This window comes from Duganella sp. 1224, assembly GCF_013408245.1.
Taxonomy (GTDB): domain Bacteria; phylum Pseudomonadota; class Gammaproteobacteria; order Burkholderiales; family Burkholderiaceae_D; genus Rugamonas.
This window is the reverse complement of the sequence record NZ_JACBYS010000001.1, coordinates 2,002,587-2,023,046: the sequence shown is the minus strand read 5'-3', so window position 1 is coordinate 2,023,046 and position 20,460 is coordinate 2,002,587. Positions and strand designations below refer to the sequence as shown.

15 protein-coding genes are annotated in these 20,460 nt (G+C 66.7%); 8 read left to right on the top strand and 7 right to left on the bottom strand.

Annotated features, from left to right (window positions below; genetic code table 11):
- Positions 1-52 precede the first annotated feature (52 nt).
- Positions 53-955 (bottom strand): lipid A hydroxylase LpxO, encoded by a 903-nt coding sequence (gene lpxO, locus FHW58_RS08965; protein WP_373996670.1) that lies wholly within the window; start codon positions 953-955, stop codon positions 53-55.
- 82 nt (positions 956-1,037) lie between these two features.
- Positions 1,038-1,703 carry a TetR/AcrR family transcriptional regulator gene (locus FHW58_RS08960; protein ID WP_229265094.1) on the bottom strand — a complete coding sequence of 222 codons (666 nt, stop codon included), beginning with the start codon at positions 1,701-1,703 and terminating at the stop codon, positions 1,038-1,040.
- Between the two features lie 71 nt (positions 1,704-1,774).
- On the opposite strand from FHW58_RS08960, the gene FHW58_RS08955 reads away from it, so the two are divergent.
- Complete coding sequence (locus tag FHW58_RS08955) at positions 1,775-2,515, top strand: SDR family NAD(P)-dependent oxidoreductase (RefSeq protein ID WP_179672681.1); 741 nt, start codon at positions 1,775-1,777, stop codon at positions 2,513-2,515.
- An 80-nt stretch (positions 2,516-2,595) separates the two neighbouring features.
- Here FHW58_RS08955 and FHW58_RS08950 read toward each other — a convergent pair whose 3' ends face one another.
- Complete coding sequence (locus FHW58_RS08950) at positions 2,596-3,615, bottom strand: Ku protein (protein ID WP_179672680.1); 1,020 nt, start codon at positions 3,613-3,615, stop codon at positions 2,596-2,598.
- 3 nt (positions 3,616-3,618) lie between these two features.
- Entirely contained in the window at positions 3,619-4,614 is a 996-nt protein-coding gene (locus FHW58_RS08945; RefSeq protein ID WP_179672679.1) for an SDR family oxidoreductase, read from the bottom strand.
- Between the two features lie 243 nt (positions 4,615-4,857).
- Between FHW58_RS08945 and FHW58_RS08940 the strand changes: the two genes are divergently transcribed.
- The gene (locus FHW58_RS08940) at positions 4,858-6,342 is read left to right on the top strand and encodes a GGDEF domain-containing protein (RefSeq protein ID WP_218892651.1); all 1,485 of its coding nucleotides are present in this window, start codon (positions 4,858-4,860) and stop codon (positions 6,340-6,342) included.
- Here FHW58_RS08940 and FHW58_RS08935 read toward each other — a convergent pair.
- Positions 6,339-7,475: a thiolase family protein gene (locus FHW58_RS08935; protein ID WP_179672678.1), complete on the bottom strand. Its 1,137-nt coding sequence runs from the start codon at positions 7,473-7,475 to the stop codon at positions 6,339-6,341. The genes FHW58_RS08940 and FHW58_RS08935 overlap by 4 nt on opposite strands.
- Positions 7,476-7,562: 87 nt before the next feature.
- Here FHW58_RS08935 and FHW58_RS08930 point away from each other — a divergent pair, with 87 nt between their 5' ends.
- A complete protein-coding gene (locus FHW58_RS08930; RefSeq protein ID WP_179672677.1) occupies positions 7,563-8,144 on the top strand; it encodes a TetR/AcrR family transcriptional regulator in 582 nt (193 codons plus the stop codon).
- Positions 8,145-8,229: 85 nt separating this feature from the next.
- Positions 8,230-10,638 (top strand): glycoside hydrolase N-terminal domain-containing protein, encoded by a 2,409-nt coding sequence (locus FHW58_RS08925; RefSeq protein ID WP_179672676.1) that lies wholly within the window; start codon positions 8,230-8,232, stop codon positions 10,636-10,638.
- 1 nt (position 10,639) lies between these two features.
- Here the strand turns inward: FHW58_RS08925 and FHW58_RS08920 are convergent, their stop codons facing one another.
- Positions 10,640-11,002 (bottom strand): VOC family protein, encoded by a 363-nt coding sequence (locus FHW58_RS08920; RefSeq protein ID WP_179672675.1) that lies wholly within the window; start codon positions 11,000-11,002, stop codon positions 10,640-10,642.
- 219 nt (positions 11,003-11,221) lie between these two features.
- On the opposite strand from FHW58_RS08920, the gene FHW58_RS08915 reads away from it, so the two are divergent.
- From FHW58_RS08915 to FHW58_RS08900, 4 genes are all read left to right on the top strand, one after another.
- Positions 11,222-12,868, top strand: coding sequence for a SulP family inorganic anion transporter (locus FHW58_RS08915; RefSeq protein ID WP_179672674.1), 1,647 nt, complete (start codon positions 11,222-11,224; stop codon positions 12,866-12,868).
- A gap of 87 nt (positions 12,869-12,955) precedes the next feature.
- On the top strand, positions 12,956-15,517 hold the full coding sequence (locus FHW58_RS08910) for an ATP-binding protein (RefSeq protein ID WP_179672673.1): 2,562 nt from the start codon (positions 12,956-12,958) through the stop codon (positions 15,515-15,517).
- A 51-nt stretch (positions 15,518-15,568) separates the two neighbouring features.
- Positions 15,569-17,752: a GGDEF domain-containing response regulator gene (locus tag FHW58_RS08905; RefSeq protein ID WP_179672672.1), complete on the top strand. Its 2,184-nt coding sequence runs from the start codon at positions 15,569-15,571 to the stop codon at positions 17,750-17,752.
- 21 nt (positions 17,753-17,773) lie between these two features.
- Positions 17,774-19,549, top strand: a complete 1,776-nt coding sequence (locus tag FHW58_RS08900) for a DUF885 family protein (protein WP_179672671.1) — start codon at positions 17,774-17,776, stop codon at positions 19,547-19,549.
- A gap of 12 nt (positions 19,550-19,561) precedes the next feature.
- Here FHW58_RS08900 and FHW58_RS08895 read toward each other — a convergent pair whose 3' ends face one another.
- Positions 19,562-20,458 (bottom strand): NAD-dependent epimerase/dehydratase family protein, encoded by an 897-nt coding sequence (locus tag FHW58_RS08895; protein WP_179672670.1) that lies wholly within the window; start codon positions 20,456-20,458, stop codon positions 19,562-19,564.
- Between the last annotated feature and the right edge of the window lie 2 nt (positions 20,459-20,460).

Below are 20,460 nucleotides of genomic sequence, written 5' to 3'. Positions count from 1 at the left end.
ACCCCGTACGGGGTCAGACCCCGACCTTTTCGGGGTAAGCGAACACGCAATCTCACAGCCAGATAATCAGGCCCGCCAGACCGATAATCAAGCCAGCCTTGGTGATGTTATAAGCGGTCTTGTTCCAAGCCTTGTAGCGGCGGCGATACCGCCCCATCACATACGAGATCGTAAACAGCTTGCTGATCGCGCCCGTCTGGTCACCGGTTTCGTTGGGCGAGGCGGCGGCGGTCATCATCGTGCGGCCCAACCAGCGGTTGATCGCCTGCGCCCAGCGGAAGCGCATCGGCCGCTCGATGTCGCAGAACAGGATCACGCGATCGGTCTCGGTGCCGTTCACCGCCCAGTGAATATATGTTTCGTCAAAGATCACACCCTGGCCATCGCGCCAGCTATGGCGCTCGCCATCGACCTCGATGAAGCAGCGGTCATCGTTCGGTGTCGACAGGCCCAGGTGATAGCGCAGTGAACCGGCATACGGATCGCGGTGCGGGTTAAGCTTGGCGCCCGGCGGCAGTTCGGCAAACATCGCCGCCTTGACCGACGGTATGCCGCGCAGCAGCGCCACCGTCTGCGGGCACAGGCGCTCGGCGGACGGATGGCCGGCCGCGTACCACTTCAGGTAAAACCGCTTCCAGCCGGTTTTAAAGAAGGAATTGAAACCGGCATCGTTGTTCTGCTCGGACGCCTTGATCTTTTGCAGCGCCAGCAGGTTCAGCGCCTCGGCCCGGATCACTTCCCAGTTCTGCTGCAGCGGCGCCAGATCCTTCCATGGCTCCACCGCCAGGAACGGTTGCGAGGGCACGCGCGAGAACGTGTGCATGAATAGGTTGATCGGCGCCATGAACGACGAATGGTCGAACAGCTGACGCATGAAAGGCAGACGCACCTTGCCGCGAAAATGGACGTACAGAACGCAGAAAAACAAAAAGCCCACGGCGACATACTTCATAATTTCATACCCCCAAAACCGCCTTCGCATACGTTAATGATCGGTCATTATACTGTCGTTTGGGGCGGGGCGCTCGACTGGGGGCCTAGCCTGGCAGCGATGCCTGCACCATGCCGTCCCACGAGGTCATCGCGATCTTTGCCACCGCCTGCAGTTCCTCCCGGCTTGCGCCATCGCGCGCCCTGATCGCCATTCCGCTCTGAACCGTCTGCAGATAGCGCGCCAGGAAGGCGATGTCGAGCGATGGCGGCAATTCTCCTTCCTGTACCGCCCGCTCCAGGCGGGCAAGCAGGATGTCATAGGCGCCGCCACGGGTGGTCCGCATCAAGTCGCCAAGTGCCGCGTGTTCGTCCCCGCCCACGGCGCCGAGTGTGACCAGGCACCCGTGGGGCAGGCCGCAATCGGAGCCGGTCATGGCCGCCGCCGAGTCCCACAAGTAGGCCGCCACTGCCTCGCGCGCGGTGGCCGCGGACCGGAACCCGCCCAGCACCAGGTGCTCGTAGGTGGTCGAGTACAGGTTGAGTGCCTCGGCGTAGAGCTGCTCCTTGGAGCCGAAGGCGGCATACAGGCTGGTGGGGCCGATGCCCAGCGCCGACGTCAGATCGGCGATCGACGTTGCCTCGTAGCCCTTGACCCAAAACAGCTTCATCGCCGTGTCCAGCGCGGCGTTGCGATCGAACACGCGCGGCCGCCCGCGCCGGCCGGGTTGGGGCGCCGCCGATTCAGGATTCATATTTTTTGCATCGCTCATTACAAAATTCCTTGACCAGGCTGCGATGCTACCATATGATTTATGCAGTAATCACTACATAAAGGATGGGAATGAAAACGCTTGCTGGAAAACGTGCCCTTGTGACGGGCGGATCGCGTGGCATCGGCGCCGCCATTGCGCGCGCACTGGCGGAAAACGGCGCGGACGTTGCGCTGACTTATCAGAGCGCGGCGGAGCGCGCCCAGGCGGTGGTGGCGTCGATCGAAGAATCGGGCCGGAAGGGGATGGCGATCCAGGCGGACAGCGCCGATCCGGCCGCCATCAGGCGTTCCGTGGAGGAGGCGGTGGCGGGACTTGGCGGGCTGGATATCCTGGTCAACAACGCCGGCATCGCGCGCTATAACCTGATTGCCGATTTCAGCGTGGAGGATATTGACGCGCTGTTTGACGTCAACGTGCGCGGCACGGTGCTGGCGACGCAGGCTGCCATTCCGCACCTCAAGGCGGGCGGCCGCGTGATTACGATCGGCTCGGCAGGGGCGGACCGCATCGTCGGCACGCCGGGTACGGTGTACTACATGACCAAGTCGGCCCTGCAGTCGTTCACGCGCGGGCTGGCGCAGGAGCTGGGCGGACGGGATATCACGTCCAATCTGGTGCAGCCGGGATCGACCGACACCGACATGAATCCGGCCAATGGCGAGAGCGCGGATTTCCAGCGCGGCCTGATGCCGCTGGGGCGTTTCGCCGAGCCGTCGGACATTGCCGCCGCCGTCACTTTCCTGGCCAGTCCCGCCGCGCGGCACATCACCGGCACCATCATGACGGTGGACGGCGGCTTGCTCGCCTGAGCGGGCGGCAGCAGGCCGCCCACCGCGCGCCGCACTTCAACGCACGCGCGGCCGCATGTATGCGCGCGGCGCCGCGTTGATCATGCGGCCTTGCGGCTCGCTGCCGGCTTGCGCTTGGCCGCAGTGGCGGTCGATGTGGACTTGGCGCGGGTGGTAGCGGTGGTCGCCGTGCCGCGGCTGCGGGCCGGCTTGCCGCTTGTCGTCGAGGTCCCGGCACGCGACTTGGGCTTGGCCGCGCCTTCGTCGTCATCTTCCTCCTCAGTCGCGGCGCGCGCTTTCGGCTTGGCGGCCTTGGTGCCGCCGCGCTTGCCCAGGCTGTCCTGCAGCAGCGCCACCAGGTCGACCACGTTGGATGCCTTCGGCGCGCTTGGCTCGGCTTCGGGCTCGGTAATCGTCTTGGTCTGGCCGGCCTTGATCTTCTTCTTGACCATGGCCATCACGTCTTCCTTGTAGGTGTCGTGATACTGCTCCGGCTTCCATTCCTCGCTCATGCCGTCCACCAGCGACAGCGCCATTTGCAGCTCCTTGTCGCTGATGCCGGCCGCTTTCAGGGTGGCCGGCGGCAGTTTCAGTTCTTCCGCGCTGCGGATCTCGGTCGCGTAGCGCAGCGTGTTGAGGACGATCTTGTCCTCCACGCACACCAGCGCGCACAGATGCTGCTTGGTGCGCATCACCACCGTGGCGATGCCGATCTTGCCGGCCTTGCGCAGCGTTTCGCGCAGCAGCGCATACACCTTGGCGCCGCCGCGTGACGGCGCGAGGTAGTAGGGCGTTTCGTAATAGGTCAGCGGCACATCGGCCGCCTCCACGAAGGCCACGATGTCGATGGTCTGCGTGGCCTCCACGTTGGCGCGTTTCAGGTCTTCATCCGACAGCACCACGTACTCGTTGTCCTCGTACTCATAGCCCTTGACGATGTCGTCCCACGTGACTTCCTTGCCGGTCTTTTTGTTATAGCGCTTGTAGCCGACCGGCGAAAAGTCGCGCCGGTCGAGCATGGTCAGGTCCAGGTCATGCTCCTGCACCGCCGTGTACATCTCGACCGGAATGTAGACCAGCCCAAAGCTGATCGCCCCTTTCCACAACGCGCGCGCGGCCATGGCTTAACCGCCCACCGACCCGGTCACCGGCAGCACAATCCCGGTAATGTAGCTGGAGCAGCTGGGCGCCGCCAGGAACACGTAGGACGGCGACAGCTCCTGCGGTTGCGCCGGACGCTTCATGTCGGTATCGGCGCCAAACTTGGCGATCTCGTCCGGCGACTGGTCGGCCGGATTCAGCGGCGTCCACACCGGCCCCGGCGCCACGGCGTTGACGCGGATGCCCTGGTCCAGCAGGTTGGACGCCAGCGATTTGGTGAACGCGTGGATCGCGCCCTTGGTGGTGGAGTAGTCCAGCAGATGCTCGGCGCCCTGCAGGCCGGTCACCGAGCCGGTGTTGATGATGGACGCGCCGCGCTTCAGATACGGCAGCACCGCCTTGGCCATGTGGAAGTAGCCGTAGACGTTGGTCTTCATGGTCAGGTCGAAGCGGTCCTCGGTCAGGTCGGTCAGCTTTTCCGCGTGCTCCTGGAAGGCGGCGTTGTTGACCAGGATGTCCAGCCGGCCGAAGCGTTCGTGCGCCTGGTGCGCGGCGTCGCGGCAGAAGGCCGGATCGCGCACATCGCCGCGCAGCAGCAGGCAGCTCTGGCCCTCGGCCTCGACGTAGCGCTTGGTGTCCTGCGCGTCCTGGTCCTCTTCCAGATAGACGATGGCCACGTCCGCGCCCTCGCGCGCGTACAGCACCGCCACCGCGCGGCCGATGCCGGAATCGCCGCCGGTGATCAGCGCCGCCATGCCGGCCAGCTTGCCGCTGCCGCAGTAGTCGGGCGCGAGGAATTCCGGTTTTTGCTCCATGTCCGCCTCCAGCCCTGGTTTTTCCAGGTGCTGGGACGGCATCGGCGTGCCCGGATAAGTGTGGTCAGTGGTCTGCACCGCCTCCTTGCTGTTGCCGCTGTCGCTGGCGCGCGGACCCTGGCGGTCCAGCTGGTCCTGGCGTTGCTGGACTTCGCGTTGCAGGCTGGCGGTGCCCTGATCGGCCTTGTTTTCGGATTGTGACATGGTGTTCTCCCGGAGACTGAGCACACAGTATTGGCCTGGGTCGCTTGCAAGACGGTGCGCTCCTTCACACAAACCCCGCACGCTTTTGCCTCGACGCCAGCCTCACCACTTAGGGGTCTGACCCCGCACGGGGTCAGACCCCGCCAGGCCGTGCGGGGTAGGCACAAAAAGATTGATAATTTTGAACGTTATGGCACACTATCGTTCGAGGAAAAAACTAAAAAGAAACTAGGGGAGCACACCATGCCGCAAATCTACAGCCGCTCGAACAGCACGGGCGTCTTCTTCAATCCGAGTCCCGATCGCCGCGCGGAATTCCAGTCGTGCTGCGGGGAAATGTTCTCGCAACTCGTCTCCTGCGACCAGGTGGACGCCACCAGCGCCGCGCTGGCCAAGCGCGAGGCCGACCTGCTGATCCTCGACCTGAACGGCTTCGAGCACCTGAACCAGTTGGCCGGCATCGGCGCGCTGATCCGCGGCCGCGCCGGCGCTCCCATCCTGCTGCTGTGCGCCTACGAGCACAGCGCCTGGCTGCCGGAGCTGATGGCCTACGGCACCTTCGACTACCGCATCTGCCCCGTGCTCAACGACGCGCTCCAGGAGGCCGTGCGCCAGGCGCTGGCAGTGCCGGCCGACCCCGCCGCTGCCATGCAGCAGGCGCTGCTCGACAAGGAAAAGGAACTGCGCGACCTGCTGAGCGTGCAGCGCAGCCTGCAGCGCGCGCTGGGCGGCATCGACAGCATCAACATCATGGCCTCGCAAATCTGCCTGGCGTTGTGCAATTTCCCCGGCGTGCGCCACACCGCCGTGCTGCACATGAAGGAACGCGGCGACCTGCAGCTGGTGGCGCAGGAAGCGCGCAACCACCTCGACCTCGGCCGCCTGCTGCAGCGGCGCGACCATCTGCTGCAATCGCCGCTGCGCGACAGCTTCCCGCCGCTGATGGCGGTGGCGCGCGGCGAGATGGTGCTGCTGGACGCGCCGGAAAAAGCCGGCGACCCGGAACTGGCGATGGCGCTGCACGACCGCAACGTGCGCATGGTGCTGGCGCTGCCGCTGCGCGCCGAGCCGGGCGGCCCCGAGATGGGCGCCATCTGCCTGATGTTCGACCGCCACATCAGCTTCTCGCGCGAGCAGTTCGCGTGCTTCTCCAGCCTGGCGCAATTCGTCAGCTATGGCCTGGGCATGAGTGAACTGAAGCACCGCAACGATGCCTTGTCTGGCCAGTTGTCGCAGATGAGCACCGTGGACGCGGTCACCGGCGCGGCCAACCGCCGCGCCGGCGAGGATGCGCTGGACAACGAAATCCGCCGCGCGCGCCGTTATGGCCTGCCGCTGGCGGTGCTGTCGTTCGACGTCGGCAGTTTCCGGTCGTCGAATGATTTATACGGTTCGCCGGTGGGCGAGGCGGCGCTGCGCAAGGTGGCCGAAACGGTGCAGGGCCGGCTGCGCGCCTCGGACACGCTGGCGCGCATGCGCGGCGAGGAATTCCTCATCGTCGCCACCCACACCAGCGCGGCCGACGCCATGCGGCTGGCAGAAAAGCTGCGCGCCGCGCTGGCCGACGCCGACCTGCCAGTCGCCGGCTATGGCGGCAGCGTCAGCGTGGCGCTGAGCGTGACCGAAGTGGGCCCGGAGGAGGGCAGCGGCGCGCTGCTCGACCGGCTCGACATCGCGCTGCAGCGCGCCAAGCGGGCCGGCCGCAACAGCATCGAGCTGGCCGCCTAGATTTTTTCCAGGATGGTGGCGATGCCCTGGCCGCCGCCGATGCACTGCGCGGCCAGCGCGTAGCGGCCGCCGGTGCGTTTCAGCAGCGCCGCCGCCTTGCCGGTGATGCGCGCGCCGGTGGCGCCCAGCGGGTGGCCGATGGCCATGCCGCCGCCGTCGATGTTCAGCACCTCCGGCTTGATGCCCAGCTCCCGCACGCAGGCCAGCGCCTGCGAGGCGAAGGCCTCGTTGATCTCGGCCACGTCGATGTCCGCCGCCGTCAGGCCGGCCAGCTTTAATGCCTTTTGCGTGGCCGGAATCGGACCGATGCCCATCAGCGCCGGGTCGCAGCCCACCGCCGCCATCGAGACGATGCGCGCGCTCGGCGCCAGGCCGTGGCGGCGGGCGAAGTCCTCGCTGGTGACCAGCACCGCCGAGGCGCCGTCGGTCAGCGGCGACGAGGTGCCGGCGGTGACCACGCCATGCTCCGGATCGAACACCGGCTTCAGCGACGCCAGCGCCTCCAACGTGGTGCCGGGGCGGATGCAGCCGTCTTCCGCGATCACCTCGCCGCTGGCGGTGGCGATGGGGACGATTTCGTCCTTCAGCAAACCGGCGGCGCGGGCGGCGGCAGCTTTCTGGTGCGACTGCAGGGCCAGCACCTCCTGGTCGGCGCGCGCCACCTCGTATTTGCGGGCGACGTTTTCGGCGGTGTCGCCCATGCTGATGTAGGCGTCGGTCTCGGCCAGCAGTTGCGGATTGGGCGAGAAGTTGAAGCCGCCCTGCGGCACCATGGTCATCGACTCCACGCCCACGCACAGGTAGGCCTCGCCCAGGCCGGCCTCGATGTTGGCGGCAGCGATGTGGATGGCGGACATGGACGAGCCGCAGAAGCGGTTGATGGTCATGGCGCTGACCTCGTGCGGGAAGCCGGCCAGCAGCGAGACGATGCGCGCCAGGTTGTTGCCCTGCGAGGATTCCGGATAGGCGCAGCCGAGGATGACGTCGTCCAGCAATGTGGGATCAATGCCGGTGCGCGCGATCAAGCCCTTGACCACTTGCGCGCCGAGGTCGTCCGGGCGGACCTCGGCCAGCTTGCCCTTGCGGGCGAAATGAAAGGGTGAACGGGCATAGGCGCTGATAACGGCTTTCATGATGGGTTTCCTTTAATGATGGTCGTAATGATTGATATATTATGCCTGTCATGTATAATGTCAATGGATTAGAAGTAGGAGTCGAAAATGAAAGTCAGCAGGGAACAAGTGGCGCTCAACCGCGAGCGCATCGTGGAAACCGCCGCCCGGTTGTTCCGCGAGAAGGGCTACGACGGCATCGGCGTGGCCGATCTGATGAAGAGCGCCGGGCTGACGCACGGCGGCTTTTACGGTCATTTCGAATCGAAGGAAGACTTGCTGGCCGAGGCGGCCGCCCACGCGCTGAAAAAATCGGTGGACCGCTGGGACGGCTATCTGGCCGAGGGGCGCGACACGGCGCTGGAGAAGATCTACAACGGCTATCTGAACGAGCAGCACCGCGACCACCCGGAACTGGGTTGCGCGGTGACCGCGCTGGGCCCGGACGTGGCGCGGCTCGGCCCCAAGGCGCGGCATGCGCTGACGGCCGGCGCGCGCAGCCAGATGGCGATCCTGGAGCAGTTGATGCCCGGCGAGGACGCCGAGCGGCAGCGCAAGCAGGCCCTGGCCAACTACGCCGCCATGGTCGGCGCGATTGTGCTGGCGCGCGCGGTGGATGACGAGGCGCTGTCGCGGGAGGTGCTGGAAGCGGTGAAGTACACGCTGCCCGGCTCGTCGTCAAAATCGTAGCGCGGGATGGTGAATTTCATTATTGTGGCGTGATGCCTTCCCGTGCAGAATACGCTGCATGGAGACGACAACAAGACGCAATTTCATGATCACGGCGGGACTGGCCATGGCCTTTCCCGGTTTGGCCCGGGCGGCCGTACAAGCCACCACGCGCGGCGCGCAGGAAAGCCTGTCGCTGTGGTATGAGCAGGCCGCCGGGCCGTGGGTGGAGGCGCTGCCGGTCGGGAACGGCCGCCTCGGCGCCATGTGCTTCGGCCGCGTCGCGCAGGAGCGCATCCAGCTCAATGAGGACACGCTGTTCGCCGGCGGTCCGTATGATCCCAACAATCCCCGTTCGCTGGCCGCGCTGCCGCGGGTGCGGGCGCTGATCGATGACGGCAGGTTCGCCGAGGCGGCGGACCTGATCTCGTCGTCGATGATGGGCCTCCCCAAGACACAGATGCCGTACGGCGCGGCGGGCGACCTGCTGCTGGACTTCCAGGGCGCCACCGAAGCCGCGGCCTACCGGCGCTGGCTGGACCTGGACACCGCCATCGCTTCCACCCGCTTCAGCGACGGCAAGGTGCAGTACAAGCGCGAGGTGTTTGCCAGCGCGCCGGACCAGGTGATCGTCATCCGTCTGGTTGCCACCGGCGGCGTCATGAACTTCGACCTGGGCTACCGCCATCCGCGCGAAACCAGCTATGGCAGCACCGATTACACCGGCGCCAAGGTGGAAACGGCCGCGCCGCCGATGCCGTGGGACTACCGCGAGCCGTTGCGCGCGGACGAGCGGCCATCCAGCCTGTCGCTGCGCGCCGATGGCGCCGACGCGCTGCTGATCGAGGGCCGCAACGTGGCCGCCGCCGGCATTCCGTCCGCCTTGCGCTACGCGGTGCGGGTGCAGGCGCTGGGCGATGGCGCCATTACCCCGCGTGGCGACCGCATCGAGGTGCGCGACGCCACCACGGTCACGCTGCTGGTGGCCGCCGCCACCAGCTACATCAACTACGCAGACGTCGGCGGCGATCCGGTCGGAATGGTGCGCGCGCAGACCGCCGCCGCTGCCGCCAAGCCGTATGCGCGGCTGCGCAGCGGCCATGTGCATGCGCACCAGGCGCTGTTCCGCCGCTTGTCGCTGCGGATAGGCGCCGGCGCCGCCGATCCGCGTCCGACCAACCGGCGCATCGCGCTGGCCGAGCAACAACCGGATCCCGGCCTGGCCGCGTTGTACGTGCAGTATGGGCGTTATCTGCTGCTGTCCTCATCACGGCCGGGCGGGCAGCCGGCCAATCTGCAAGGGCTGTGGAACGAGGGCACCAATCCGCCGTGGGGCGGCAAGTACACCATCAACATCAACACGCAGATGAACTACTGGCCGGCGCAATCGGCCAACATCGCCGAATGCGTGGAGCCGCTGCTGCGCATGGTGGAAGACCTGAGCGTGACCGGCGCCGTCACCGCCAGCAAGGGCTACGGCGCGCGCGGCTGGATGGCGCATCACAATACCGACTTGTGGCGCGCCACCGCACCGATCGACGGGCCGCTGTGGGGCATGTGGCCTTGCGGCGGGGCGTGGCTGTGCCAGGCCTTGTGGGACCACTACGACTACCACCCGGACCCGGTCTACCTGCGCCGCATCTATCCGCTGCTGAAAGGCGCGTCGCTGTTCTTTGTCGATACGCTGGTGGAGGACCCGCAGGGCAGGGGACTGGTGACGTCGCCGTCCATCTCGCCGGAGAACGAGCATCACAAGGGCGTGGCCACCTGCGCCGGGCCGGCCATGGACCGCCAGATCATCCGCGATCTGTTCGGCTGGACGCTGACGGCGCATGCGCTGCTGAACGACAGCGACGCCGCCTTTGCTGCCGAACTGGCCGCCAAACGCGCGCGGCTGGCGGCGGACCGCGTGGGCGCGCAGGGCCAGTTGCAGGAGTGGCTGGAGGACTGGGACGCCGGCGCGCCCGAGCAGCAGCACCGCCACGTCTCGCACCTGTATGGCGTCTATCCGAGCGAGCAAATCAACGTGCGCGACACGCCGGCGCTGATCGCCGCCGCCAAGGTCACGCTCAACACGCGCGGCGACAAGTCGACCGGCTGGGCCACCGCCTGGCGGCTGGCACTGTGGACCCGCATGGGCGAGGGCGAGCGCGCCTACGGCATCCTGCAAGGGCTGCTCGGCCCCGAGCGCACCTACCCGAACATGTTCGACGCCCACCCGCCGTTCCAGATCGACGGCAATTTCGGCGGCACGGCGGCGATCCTGGAAATGCTGGTGCAATCGTGGGGCGGCGAAGTCCGGGTGCTGGCGGCCTTGCCCAAGGCGTGGCCGGAGGGCGCGCTGCGCGGCGTGCGCGCGCGCGGCGGCGTGGAGCTGGATCTGGACTGGGCCGACGGCCAGCTGAAGCTGCTGCAGTTGCGCGGCAAGCCGGGGCAAGTCGTCAAGGTCCGCTACGGCGAACGCCTGACCGGGATGAAGCTGGACGGCAAGGGCAGCGCGACGTTGCGGGGCTGAGTTATTGGCCGGCCGGCGGCTGCCACAGTTCGACCTTGTTCCCTTCCGGATCGATGACCCAGCCGAATTTGCCGTATTCGGAATCATCGGTCTTGTCGAGCACCTGGCAGCCTTCGTCGCGCAGCGCCTGCAGCAGCGCGGGCAGGTCGTGGACGCGGTAGTTGATCATGAAGGGGGCGTTGCCGAAGTGGTTTTCGTCGGCGCCGCTCACGGACCAGATGGTGGTCTCCGCGCCTTGCCAGGTGAACGCCGCGCCGCCCCAGGCCTGCACGTCGATGCCCAAATGCTTTTGATACCAGGCGCGCAGCGCCGCCGGGTCTTTCGCCTTGAAGAAGATGCCGCCAATGCCGGTAACGCGTTTCATGATGATGAGCCTCCTGGGTTGATGGATGCAGTACTCCGAACGAAAGGATCTGACCCCGTACGGGGTCAGACCCTGGCCGCAGCGGTGTGCGGGGTGCGCGGGTGCTGTCAGCGCATTATCTTAGCGCAGCCGCTGGATCGCAATATACGTTTTCCGCATTTGCTAATTTGCCGCGCGCATTTGCGCTAAACTACCGGCTTTGTGTACTGTGGAACAACAATGCTGCACTGGCTGAAGCACTACCGCCGCGACCACCTGCCGGGCGACATCAGCGCCGGCCTGGTGGTGACGATGATGATGATCCCCCAAGGCATGGCCTACGCCGTGGTGGCGGGACTGTCGCCGGTGGTGGGCCTGTACGCCAGCATCCTGCCGCCCATCGTCTACGCGCTGTTCGGCAGCAGCATGACGCAGTCGGTCGGCCCGATGGCCATCATTTCGCTGATGACGGCCGCCGTCATCGCGCCGCTGGCGCCGGCCGGTTCGGCGCTGGCCGGCGTGCTGGCGGCGCAGCTGGCGCTGGTGTCCGGCGCGGTGCTGCTGCTGTGCGGCCTGCTGCGCATGGGCTTCCTGGCCAACTTCTTTTCGCGCCCGGTGATGAGCGGCTTCACCGTCGGTTCCGCCATCGTGATCGCCTTCGACCAGCTGCACACGCTGCTGGGCGGCGGCCTGTCGCATGTCCACGCCCCCAGCGCCGCGCTGGGCGTGGGCGCGCTGGTGCTGCTGGTGCTGGCGCGCCAGTACCTGGCCGGCCTGCTGAAGCGCTGCGGCCTGCCGCCGGCGGCGGCCGACATCGGCGCCAAGCTGGCGCCGATGCTGGTGGTCCTGGGCGGCATCGCGCTGATGGCCTGCACCGACCTGGCGGCGCAGGGCGTGCGCACCACCGGCGCCATCCCGGCCGGCCTGCCGCGCCTGAACCTGGCCTCGTCCAGCCAGCACTGGCGCGCGCTGCTGCAACCGGGACTGCTGATCGGCTTCATCGTGTTCCTGATGTCGATGTCCGGCGCGCAGGCGCTGGCGCTCAAGCGCAACGAGAAGCTGCACAGCAACCGCGAGCTGATCGGCCTGGGCGCGGCCAATGTGGCCAGCGCCTTGTCCGGCGGTTTTCCGGTGACCGGCAGCCTGTCGCGTTCCGCCGTCAACTTCGCGGCCGGCGCCCACACGCCGCTGGCCAGCCTGATCACCGCCGCGCTGCTGGCCGGCGCGCTGCTGGCGCCCACCGGCTGGCTGGCGCTGCTGCCGATGCCGGTGCTGGCGGCCACCATCATCGTCGCCGTGCTGGGCATGCTGGAGCTGGGCATCCTGCGCACCGCCTGGGAGTACGACCGCGGCGACGCCCTGGCCTGGGGCGCGACCTGCCTCGGCGTGCTGGTGATGGGGGTGGAGGCCGGCGTGATTGTCGGCGTGGCGCTGTCGATGGGGACCCTGATCTGGCGCGCCAGCCGGCCGCACATCGCGGTGCTGGGGCGCATCGCCGGCACCGAGCATTTCCGCAATATCGACCGCTATCCGGCCGAAACGCAGCCGGAACTGCTGGTGCTGCGCATCGACGCCAATCTGTTCTTCGGCAATGTCGAGGCGGTGAGCGAGCGCATCGAGTGCGAACTGGCCACGCACCAGAGCGCGCGCCACCTGGTGCTGGTGATGTCGGCCGTCAGCTCGATCGACACCACCGCGCTGATGGCGCTGGCGGAGCTGAACCAGAGCCTGAAGCGGCGCGGCATCGGCCTGCATCTGGCCGAGGTCAAGGGGCCGGTGATGGACCGCCTGCGCCACAGCACCTTGCTGCAGCAGCTGAACGGCAAGCTGTTCCTCAGCACCGCCAACGCCTTTGACCAGTTACATCTCGCCAAGGATGTTGCTTAGGCGCAAATATGCATGGACTTCGGGCGGGATTGAACCTATGATCTAAGGCGTTCCTATCAAGATTAACCCCAGAAGAATGGTTTGCCGATGTTGGTCCGACTTGCCCGCCGTGCCGGAAAAGTATCCATCGCTGTCTTTGTCAGCGTCACGCTGACCGCCGTGGTGACGCTGGTGCTGACCACCTTCGCGCTGTACTTCTACCAGGTGGAACGCGCGCAGCGCTGGGAGCAATTGCGCAAGACGCTGGCCAACAGCGCCGACGAACTGGCCGCCGCCGTGGCGCTGCCGGCCTGGAATTTCGACGAGACGCAGATCGTCACCATCATGAAGAGCGGCTTGAGCAACCGCGACCTGTACGCCAGCGCGGTGGCGCCGGTGGCCAGCACCCGCGCCTTCATCCTGACCCGCAACGCGCAGGCGCAGCTGGTGCCGGCCGAGCGGCTGCCGTCCGATCCCGAGTTGCTGTCCGAGCAGCGGCCGATCGTGGCGGGCGGGCAGAACATCGGCACCATCACCGTGTACGCCTCGCCGGCGCAACTGATCGTGCAGCTGCGCCAGCGCCTGTACACCATCGCCGGCCTGATTTTCGTGCTGGACGTGACGCTGGTGCTCAGCCTCTACCTGCTGCTGTGGCAACTGATCCTCAAGCCGCTGACCAATATCGAGCGCTACGCCGCCAGCGTCAAGGCCGGCCAGAATCCCGGCGCGTCGCCGCCGCGCGACTGGTACACCGGCGAGCTGAAAACCCTCAACGCCTCGATCCGCGACATGGTGCGGCTGATGGAAAGCCGCTACGTGGCCATGCACGCCAGCGAGGAGCGCCTGCAGATCGCCTCCAGCGCCGCCGCCATCGGCATCTGGGACTGGAACATCGTCACCGGCCAGATGGTGTGGGACGAACAGATGTACCGCCTGCACGGCATGGAAGGCCGCAAGCTGGATAACCCGTTCGACGCCTGGCGCAAGATGGTGCACCCGGACGACGCGGTGCCGACCGAACTGCTGCTGCAGCAGGCGCTCAACGGCACGGCGGAATTCGATATCGAGTACCGCCTGATCTGGCCGGACGGCACGGTGCATTACATGAAGGCGGACGCCATGACCTTCCGCGACAGCGAGGGCCACGCCATGCGCATGGTGGGCGTGAACTACGACGTCACCGACAGCCGGGTGGCGGAGCAGGAGCTACGCCGCCACCGCAATCACCTGGAAGACCTGGTGGCCGAACGCACCAACGCGCTGTCGGTGGCGGTGCGCCAGGCGCAGGCGGCCAACCGCGCCAAGAGCACCTTCCTGGCCAATATGAGCCACGAGCTGCGCACGCCGCTCAATTCCGTGATCGGCTTCTCGCGCCTGATGGCAGATTCCAAGAACATGCTGCCGGAGGAGAAGCGCAACCTGGCCATCATCCACCACTCCGGCCAGCACCTGCTTACCCTGATCAACGATATCCTGGAACTGTCGAAGATCGAGGCCGGCCGCGCCGTGCTGCAAACGGAAGTGGTCAACCTGCACGGCATGCTGCAGGAAGTCATGGACATGGTCAGCATGCGCGCGGTGCAGACCGGCGTCGAGCTGGTGCTGGACAGCGCCGGCCTGCCGGCCAGCGCGCGCGTGGACGGCACCAAGCTGCGCCAGGTGCTGTTGAACCTGATGTCCAACGCGGTCAAGTTCACCGCGCAGGGCAAGGTCACGCTCAAGGTGCGCGGCGTCTCGCGCAACGGCCATTGCGAGCTGGCGTTTGCCGTCATCGACGACGGTCCCGGCATCGCCGAGGAAGACCAGCAGCGCATCTTCGAGCCCTTCATCCAGGCCGACGGACCGGGCGCCAGGGAGGGCACCGGCCTGGGGCTGACCATCTCGCGCGAATTCGTGCAGCTGATGGGCGGCACGCTGGCGCTGCAGTCGGCGCCGGGGCAGGGCGCGACTTTCCATTTCAGCGTCATCGTGCAGGTGGCGGACGAGGCGCCGGCCCATCGCGTGCACCAGGTCACCGCGCTGGCGCCGCAGCAGCGCCGCCGCATCCTGGTGGCGGACGACAACGCCGACGGCTGCGCGCTGATGGAAAGCCTGCTCACGCCCCTGGGCTTCGAGGTGGCGGTGGTGGGCGACGGCGCGCAGGCGCTGGCCATGGTGGATGTGTGGCAGCCGGACCTGGTGTTCATGGACTGGCGCATGCCGGCGCTGGACGGCATCAGCGCCACGCGCCAGATCCGCGCCAACCAGGAGGGGCCGCAGCCGGCCATCGTGATGCTGACCGCGTCCGCGTTCGCCGAGGAGCGCGAGGCGGCGCTGGCCGCCGGCGCCGATGAATTCCTGCGCAAGCCGGTGGAGCAGGAGCAGTTGTACGCGGTGCTGGAGCAGCAGCTCAATCTGCAGTTCGTGCGTCGCCACCGCGCCGGCGCGCGCCCGGCGCCGGCACCGCTGGATCGCGCCGACCTGCAGCGCCTGGACGCGGCGCTGCGCGCCGAGTTGAAGACCGCGCTGCAGGAGCTGAACCTGGCGCGCGTGGCCGCGCTGCTCGAGCCCTTGCCGGCGGCGCTGGCCGACGTGGTGGCGCGCATCGAGCGCATGGTGCAGCTGCACCAGTATCCGCAGCTGTGCGCGCTGCTGGACGATGCGGGCAGTGAATTGGAGTCCATGGCCTGACCGGTATATTATAGTGGCGGACGTATAAGCTAATTGGCGAAAGACTTTTACATGCACCGGGATTTGTCGGAACAACACACCAAGGGCGAAGTGCTGATCGTGGAGGACACGCCGGCCTCGCTCAAGCTGCTGAGCGACCTGCTGACCGAAGCCGGTTACTACGTGCGCCAGGCCCCCAACGGCGAGCTGGCATTGTGGACCGCGCAATCGCGGCCGCCGGAGCTGATCCTGCTGGACGTGCGCATGCCTGGCATCGACGGGTTTGAAGTCTGCCGCCGGCTCAAGGAACATCCCGAACTGCGCCAGGTGCCGGTGATCTTCCTGTCGGCCCAGCATGACACCGACGACAAGGTGCGCGGCTTCGCGCTGGGCGCGGTCGACTTCATCGCCAAGCCGTTCCAGGCCGAGGAGATCCTGGCGCGTACCGACGCCCACGTGCGCCTGGGCCGGGCGCAGAAGGCGCTGGCGGCCGAACGCGCGCTGCTGGAGGAGCGCGTGGCCGAGCGCACGGCCGAACTGGCGAAGGAAGTCGAGCAGCGCCGCGCCAACGAGGAATTCCTGCGCCTGGCCAGCCAGGTGTTCGAGGCGACCCAGGACGCCATCGTGGTGACCGACCGCGAAGCGCGCATCGTCGCCACCAATCCCGCGTTCACGCAGATTTCCGGTTACACCGCGAGGGAAGTGATGGGCCAGAGTGTCGGCCTGCTGCACGCCGGCGAACCGGACCAGGAGTCGTTCGAGGCGCTGGTGCAGTCGCTCGCCAAGACCGGCCACTGGTCGGGCGAGATCCTCGCCCGCCGCAAGAACGGCGAGACCTATCCGGGCCTGCTGAGCGCCTCGGTGGTGCGCGACGCCGACGGCCACGTGATCAACCACGTGGCGGTGTTCATGGACATCACCGAGCGCAAGGCCGAGCAGCATCTGATCGATTTCCTGTCCAACCACGACGCGCTGACCGGGCTGCCGAACCGCCTGCTGGCGCGCCAGCGCTTTGCCCAGACGCTGAACGCGGCGCGGCGCGAAGGCCGCTGCGTGGCCGTCATGTGCCTGGACCTGGACCGCTTCAAGAGCATCAACGACTCCTACGGCCATGACATGGGCGACAAGGCGCTGCAGGTGGTGTCGCAGTACCTGACCGAAACCGTGCGCGAGGGCGACACCGTGACCCGCCAGGGCGGCGACGAATTCCAGATCATCGTGGCCGACGATCCGCAACTGGGCGCCACCATGGCGCTGGCGCAGCAGATCCTGGCCGGCCTGCGCAAGGAACTGGTGATCGAGGGCCAGCAGATCACCGTCACTTCCAGCATCGGCATCGCCGTCAGCCTGACCGACGGCGACAGCTTCGATGAACTGGTGCGCAACGCCGACACCGCGCTGTTCCGCGCCAAGGAGATCGGCCGCGACAACTACGCCTTCTTCACCGAGCGCATGGACGCGGAAATCCGCGACAAGCTGGCGATCCAGAGCCAGTTGCGCGGCGCCATCGCGCGCGACGAGTTCGAGGTCCATTATCAGCCGCAGGTATGCCTGAAGACCGGCGCCATGGTCGGCGCCGAGGCGCTGCTGCGCTGGGAAAACGCGGTGCTGGGCAAGGTGCCGCCCAACCGCTTCATTCCGCTGGCCGAGGAATATGGCCTGGTCAACTCGATTGGCGAATGGGTGCTGGAGAGCGTGTGCGCGCAGATGAAGGTGTGGCAGGATCAGGGCCTGGGCCAGATCAAGGTGGCGGTCAACCTGGCCGCCGGCCAGTTCGCCAACGACGCCACCGTGCCGTACGTGGAAAGCACGCTGCGCAAGTTCGGCGTGGCGCCGGCCTACCTCGGCCTGGAAATCACCGAGGGCACGGTGATGGGCGATCCGAACAAGGCCGTGGCGGCGCTGCGCCGCCTGAAGGACATCGGCGTCAGCATCTCGCTGGACGACTTTGGCACCGGCTATTCCAGCCTGAGTTACCTGAAGCGCTTCCCGATCGACGTGCTGAAGATCGACAAATCGTTCGTCGACGACGTCACCACCAACAGCGCCGACGCGGCCATCGCGCTGTCGGTCATCTCGCTGGCGCACAACCTGAACATGCGCGTGATCGCCGAAGGCGTCGAGACGCGCGAGCAGGTCCGGTTCCTGACCGAACGCGGATGCGACGAGATGCAGGGCTATTATTTCAGCCGTCCCGTGAACGCCGAGGCGTTCACCGCGCTGCTGCGCGAGCGGCGCAATCTGTTGACCATGTAATTAACCCTCTCCCGGAGTCTTATGGATAAGAAGTTCCGCACCGCCATCGCCGGTGCCTGCATGTTGTTGTGCCTTGGCGCCAGCGCCGCCACCGCGCCGGCCGTCAAGCCCGGACCCGCGGACGCGCAGCTGAAAGCGATCTATACCCAGGAATGGAAATGGCGCCTGAGCCAGAAAATGGAAGACGGCGAGGATGACGACGACAGCGGCGTCTCGGTCTCGCTGCCGCGCATCGATGTCGCCACGCAGAACAAGCGCCTGGCCTACTGGCAGGACGTGATGAAAAAGCTGGACGGCATCAAGGAAGCGCGCCTGTCGCCGGCGGAGCGCATCAACTACCAGGTGTACAAGGCGCAAATCGCCGCCCTGATCGCCGCCCAGCAGTTCAGGGAATATGAAAAGCCGCTGAACGCCGATACCGCCTTCTGGTCCAACATGGCCGGCACCGCTCGCCGCCCGATGACCAGGGAGGCCGAGTACCGCGACTACCTGAAGCAGTTGGCCGACGTGCCGCGCTACTTCAACGACGAAATCGTCAACATGCGCGCGGGTCTGGCGCGCGGCTTTACGCCGCCGAAAGTGACGCTGGTCGGCCGCGATGGCTCCATCACCTCTGTGACCGAGGCGAAAACGCCCCAGGACACGGTGTTCTACCTGCCGTTCAAGACCATGCCGGCCGCGATCCCGGCCGACAAGCAGGAGGCGTTGCGGGCGCAGGCGGTCAAGGTCATCGCCACCGACGTCATTCCGGCGCACCAGGCGCTGTTGAAGTTCATGCGCGAAGAGTATGTGCCCAAGGCGCGCGAGGAACTGGCGGCCGAGAGCCTGCCGGATGGTAAAGCCTACTACCAATCGAAGATCGTCGAATTCACCACTACCTCGATGAGCGCGGACCAGATCCACCAGATCGGACTCGATGAAATGGCCAAGATCCGCAACGAGATGCAGGACGTGATGAAGCAGGTCGGCTTCAAGGGCGACCTGCCGGCCTTCCTGCAGTTCCTGCGCACCGACCCGCAGTTCTACGCCAAAACGCCGGAAGAGCTGCTGATGCGCTCCGCCTGGGTGGCCAAGAAGTTCGACGGCAAGGTGTCGCAGTACTTCGGCTACCTGCCGCGCCGACGTTTCGCCATCATTCCGGTGCCGGACGACCAGGCGCCGTTCTACACCTCGGGCCGCGGCGGGCCGGGCGTCTACCTGGTCAACACCTACAACCTGCCGTCGCGCGCGCTGTACAGCATGCCGGCGCTGACGCTGCACGAATCGGCGCCGGGCCACGCCTTCCAGATGCCGGTGGCGATGGAGCAGAAGGGCCGTCCGGCCTTCCGCAACGCCTACATCTCGGCGTATGGCGAAGGCTGGGCGCTGTACACGGAGCGCCTGGGCGCCGAGATGGGGATGTATGAAACGCCGTACGAAACCTTCGGCATGCTGAGTTACCAGGCCTGGCGCGCATCGCGCCTGGTGGTCGACACCGGCATCCACAGCAAGGGCTGGACGCGCAAACAGGCGCAGGACTACCTGCACGCCAATACCGCGTTGTCCGACCATGAAATCGAAACGGAAGTGGACCGCTACATCTCGTGGCCGGGCCAGGCGCTGTCCTACTACCTGGGCGAGATGAGCATCATCAACGCCCGCCGGAAGGCCGAGAAAGCCCTGGGTGAGAAGTTCGACATCCGCGCCTTCCACGACACCGTGCTGCAACTGGGCTCGGTGCCGCTGCCGGTGCTGGAGGCGCGCATCGATCAGTTCATCGCCGAAGGCGGCAAGAGCCCGTATCCCGATCTGCAGTAAAACAGGCCTGCTTTAGGCGCGCAGCATGTCGCGGGCGATCCAGTCCAGCACCGGCGGACGGTGCGGCTGCCAGCCCAACTGCTTGCGGGCGCGCTCGCCGCGCACGCGGCTGTTCGAGCCCAGGCCGTAGGAGGCCATCTCGTAGCCCCATTCCGCCTGGGCCTGCTCCAGCGGCCAGTCCTGCGGCTGGCCCAGGTTGAGCGCCTTGGCGATGGCCGCGCTCATGTCGCGGAACGCCGCCTCGCCGCTTTCCACAAAGTAGAACGCGCCGGGCTCGGTCTTGTCCAGCGCCAGCAGGTACAGGTCGACCACGTCGTCGATGTGCACATTCGACCAGATGTTGCGGCCGGGGCCGACGTGGCGCACCACGCCGCTCTTGCGCGCCTGCTTGAGGAGGCGCGGCAGTTGCACCGAGTCGCGCGGCAGCGCGCCGTGGCCGTAGATCAGCGTATTGCACAGCACCGCAGAACGCACGCCCTTGCTGGCCGCGTCCAGCACCAGCTGGTCGATGGCCACGCGCGCGGCCTTGTCGGCGGTGGGGGCGGGCAGATGGTCTTCGTGGTAGATCTTGTCGGTGCCTTCGCCGCCCGAGGCGTCGCCGACGATGCTGGAGCCGCTGGTGTGCAGCAACACCTTGCCGGTATTGGCCAGCGCGTCGACCAAGGCTTCCACCGCCGCGCGGTTGTCGCTGCTGGCGGCGTTGATGACGGCGTCCGCCGCCTGTGCCTGGGCGATCAGCAGGTCGCGGTCGTTGAGGGTGCCGAGCACGCCGGTCACGCCGATCTTTTTCACTTCTTCCAGCTGTTCGGGCTTGCGCACCAGGCCCACCACCTCGTGGCCGGCGCGCACCAGGCCCGCCGCGATCGAACTACCGATAAAACCGGCCGCGCCGGTAACGAATACTTTCATGT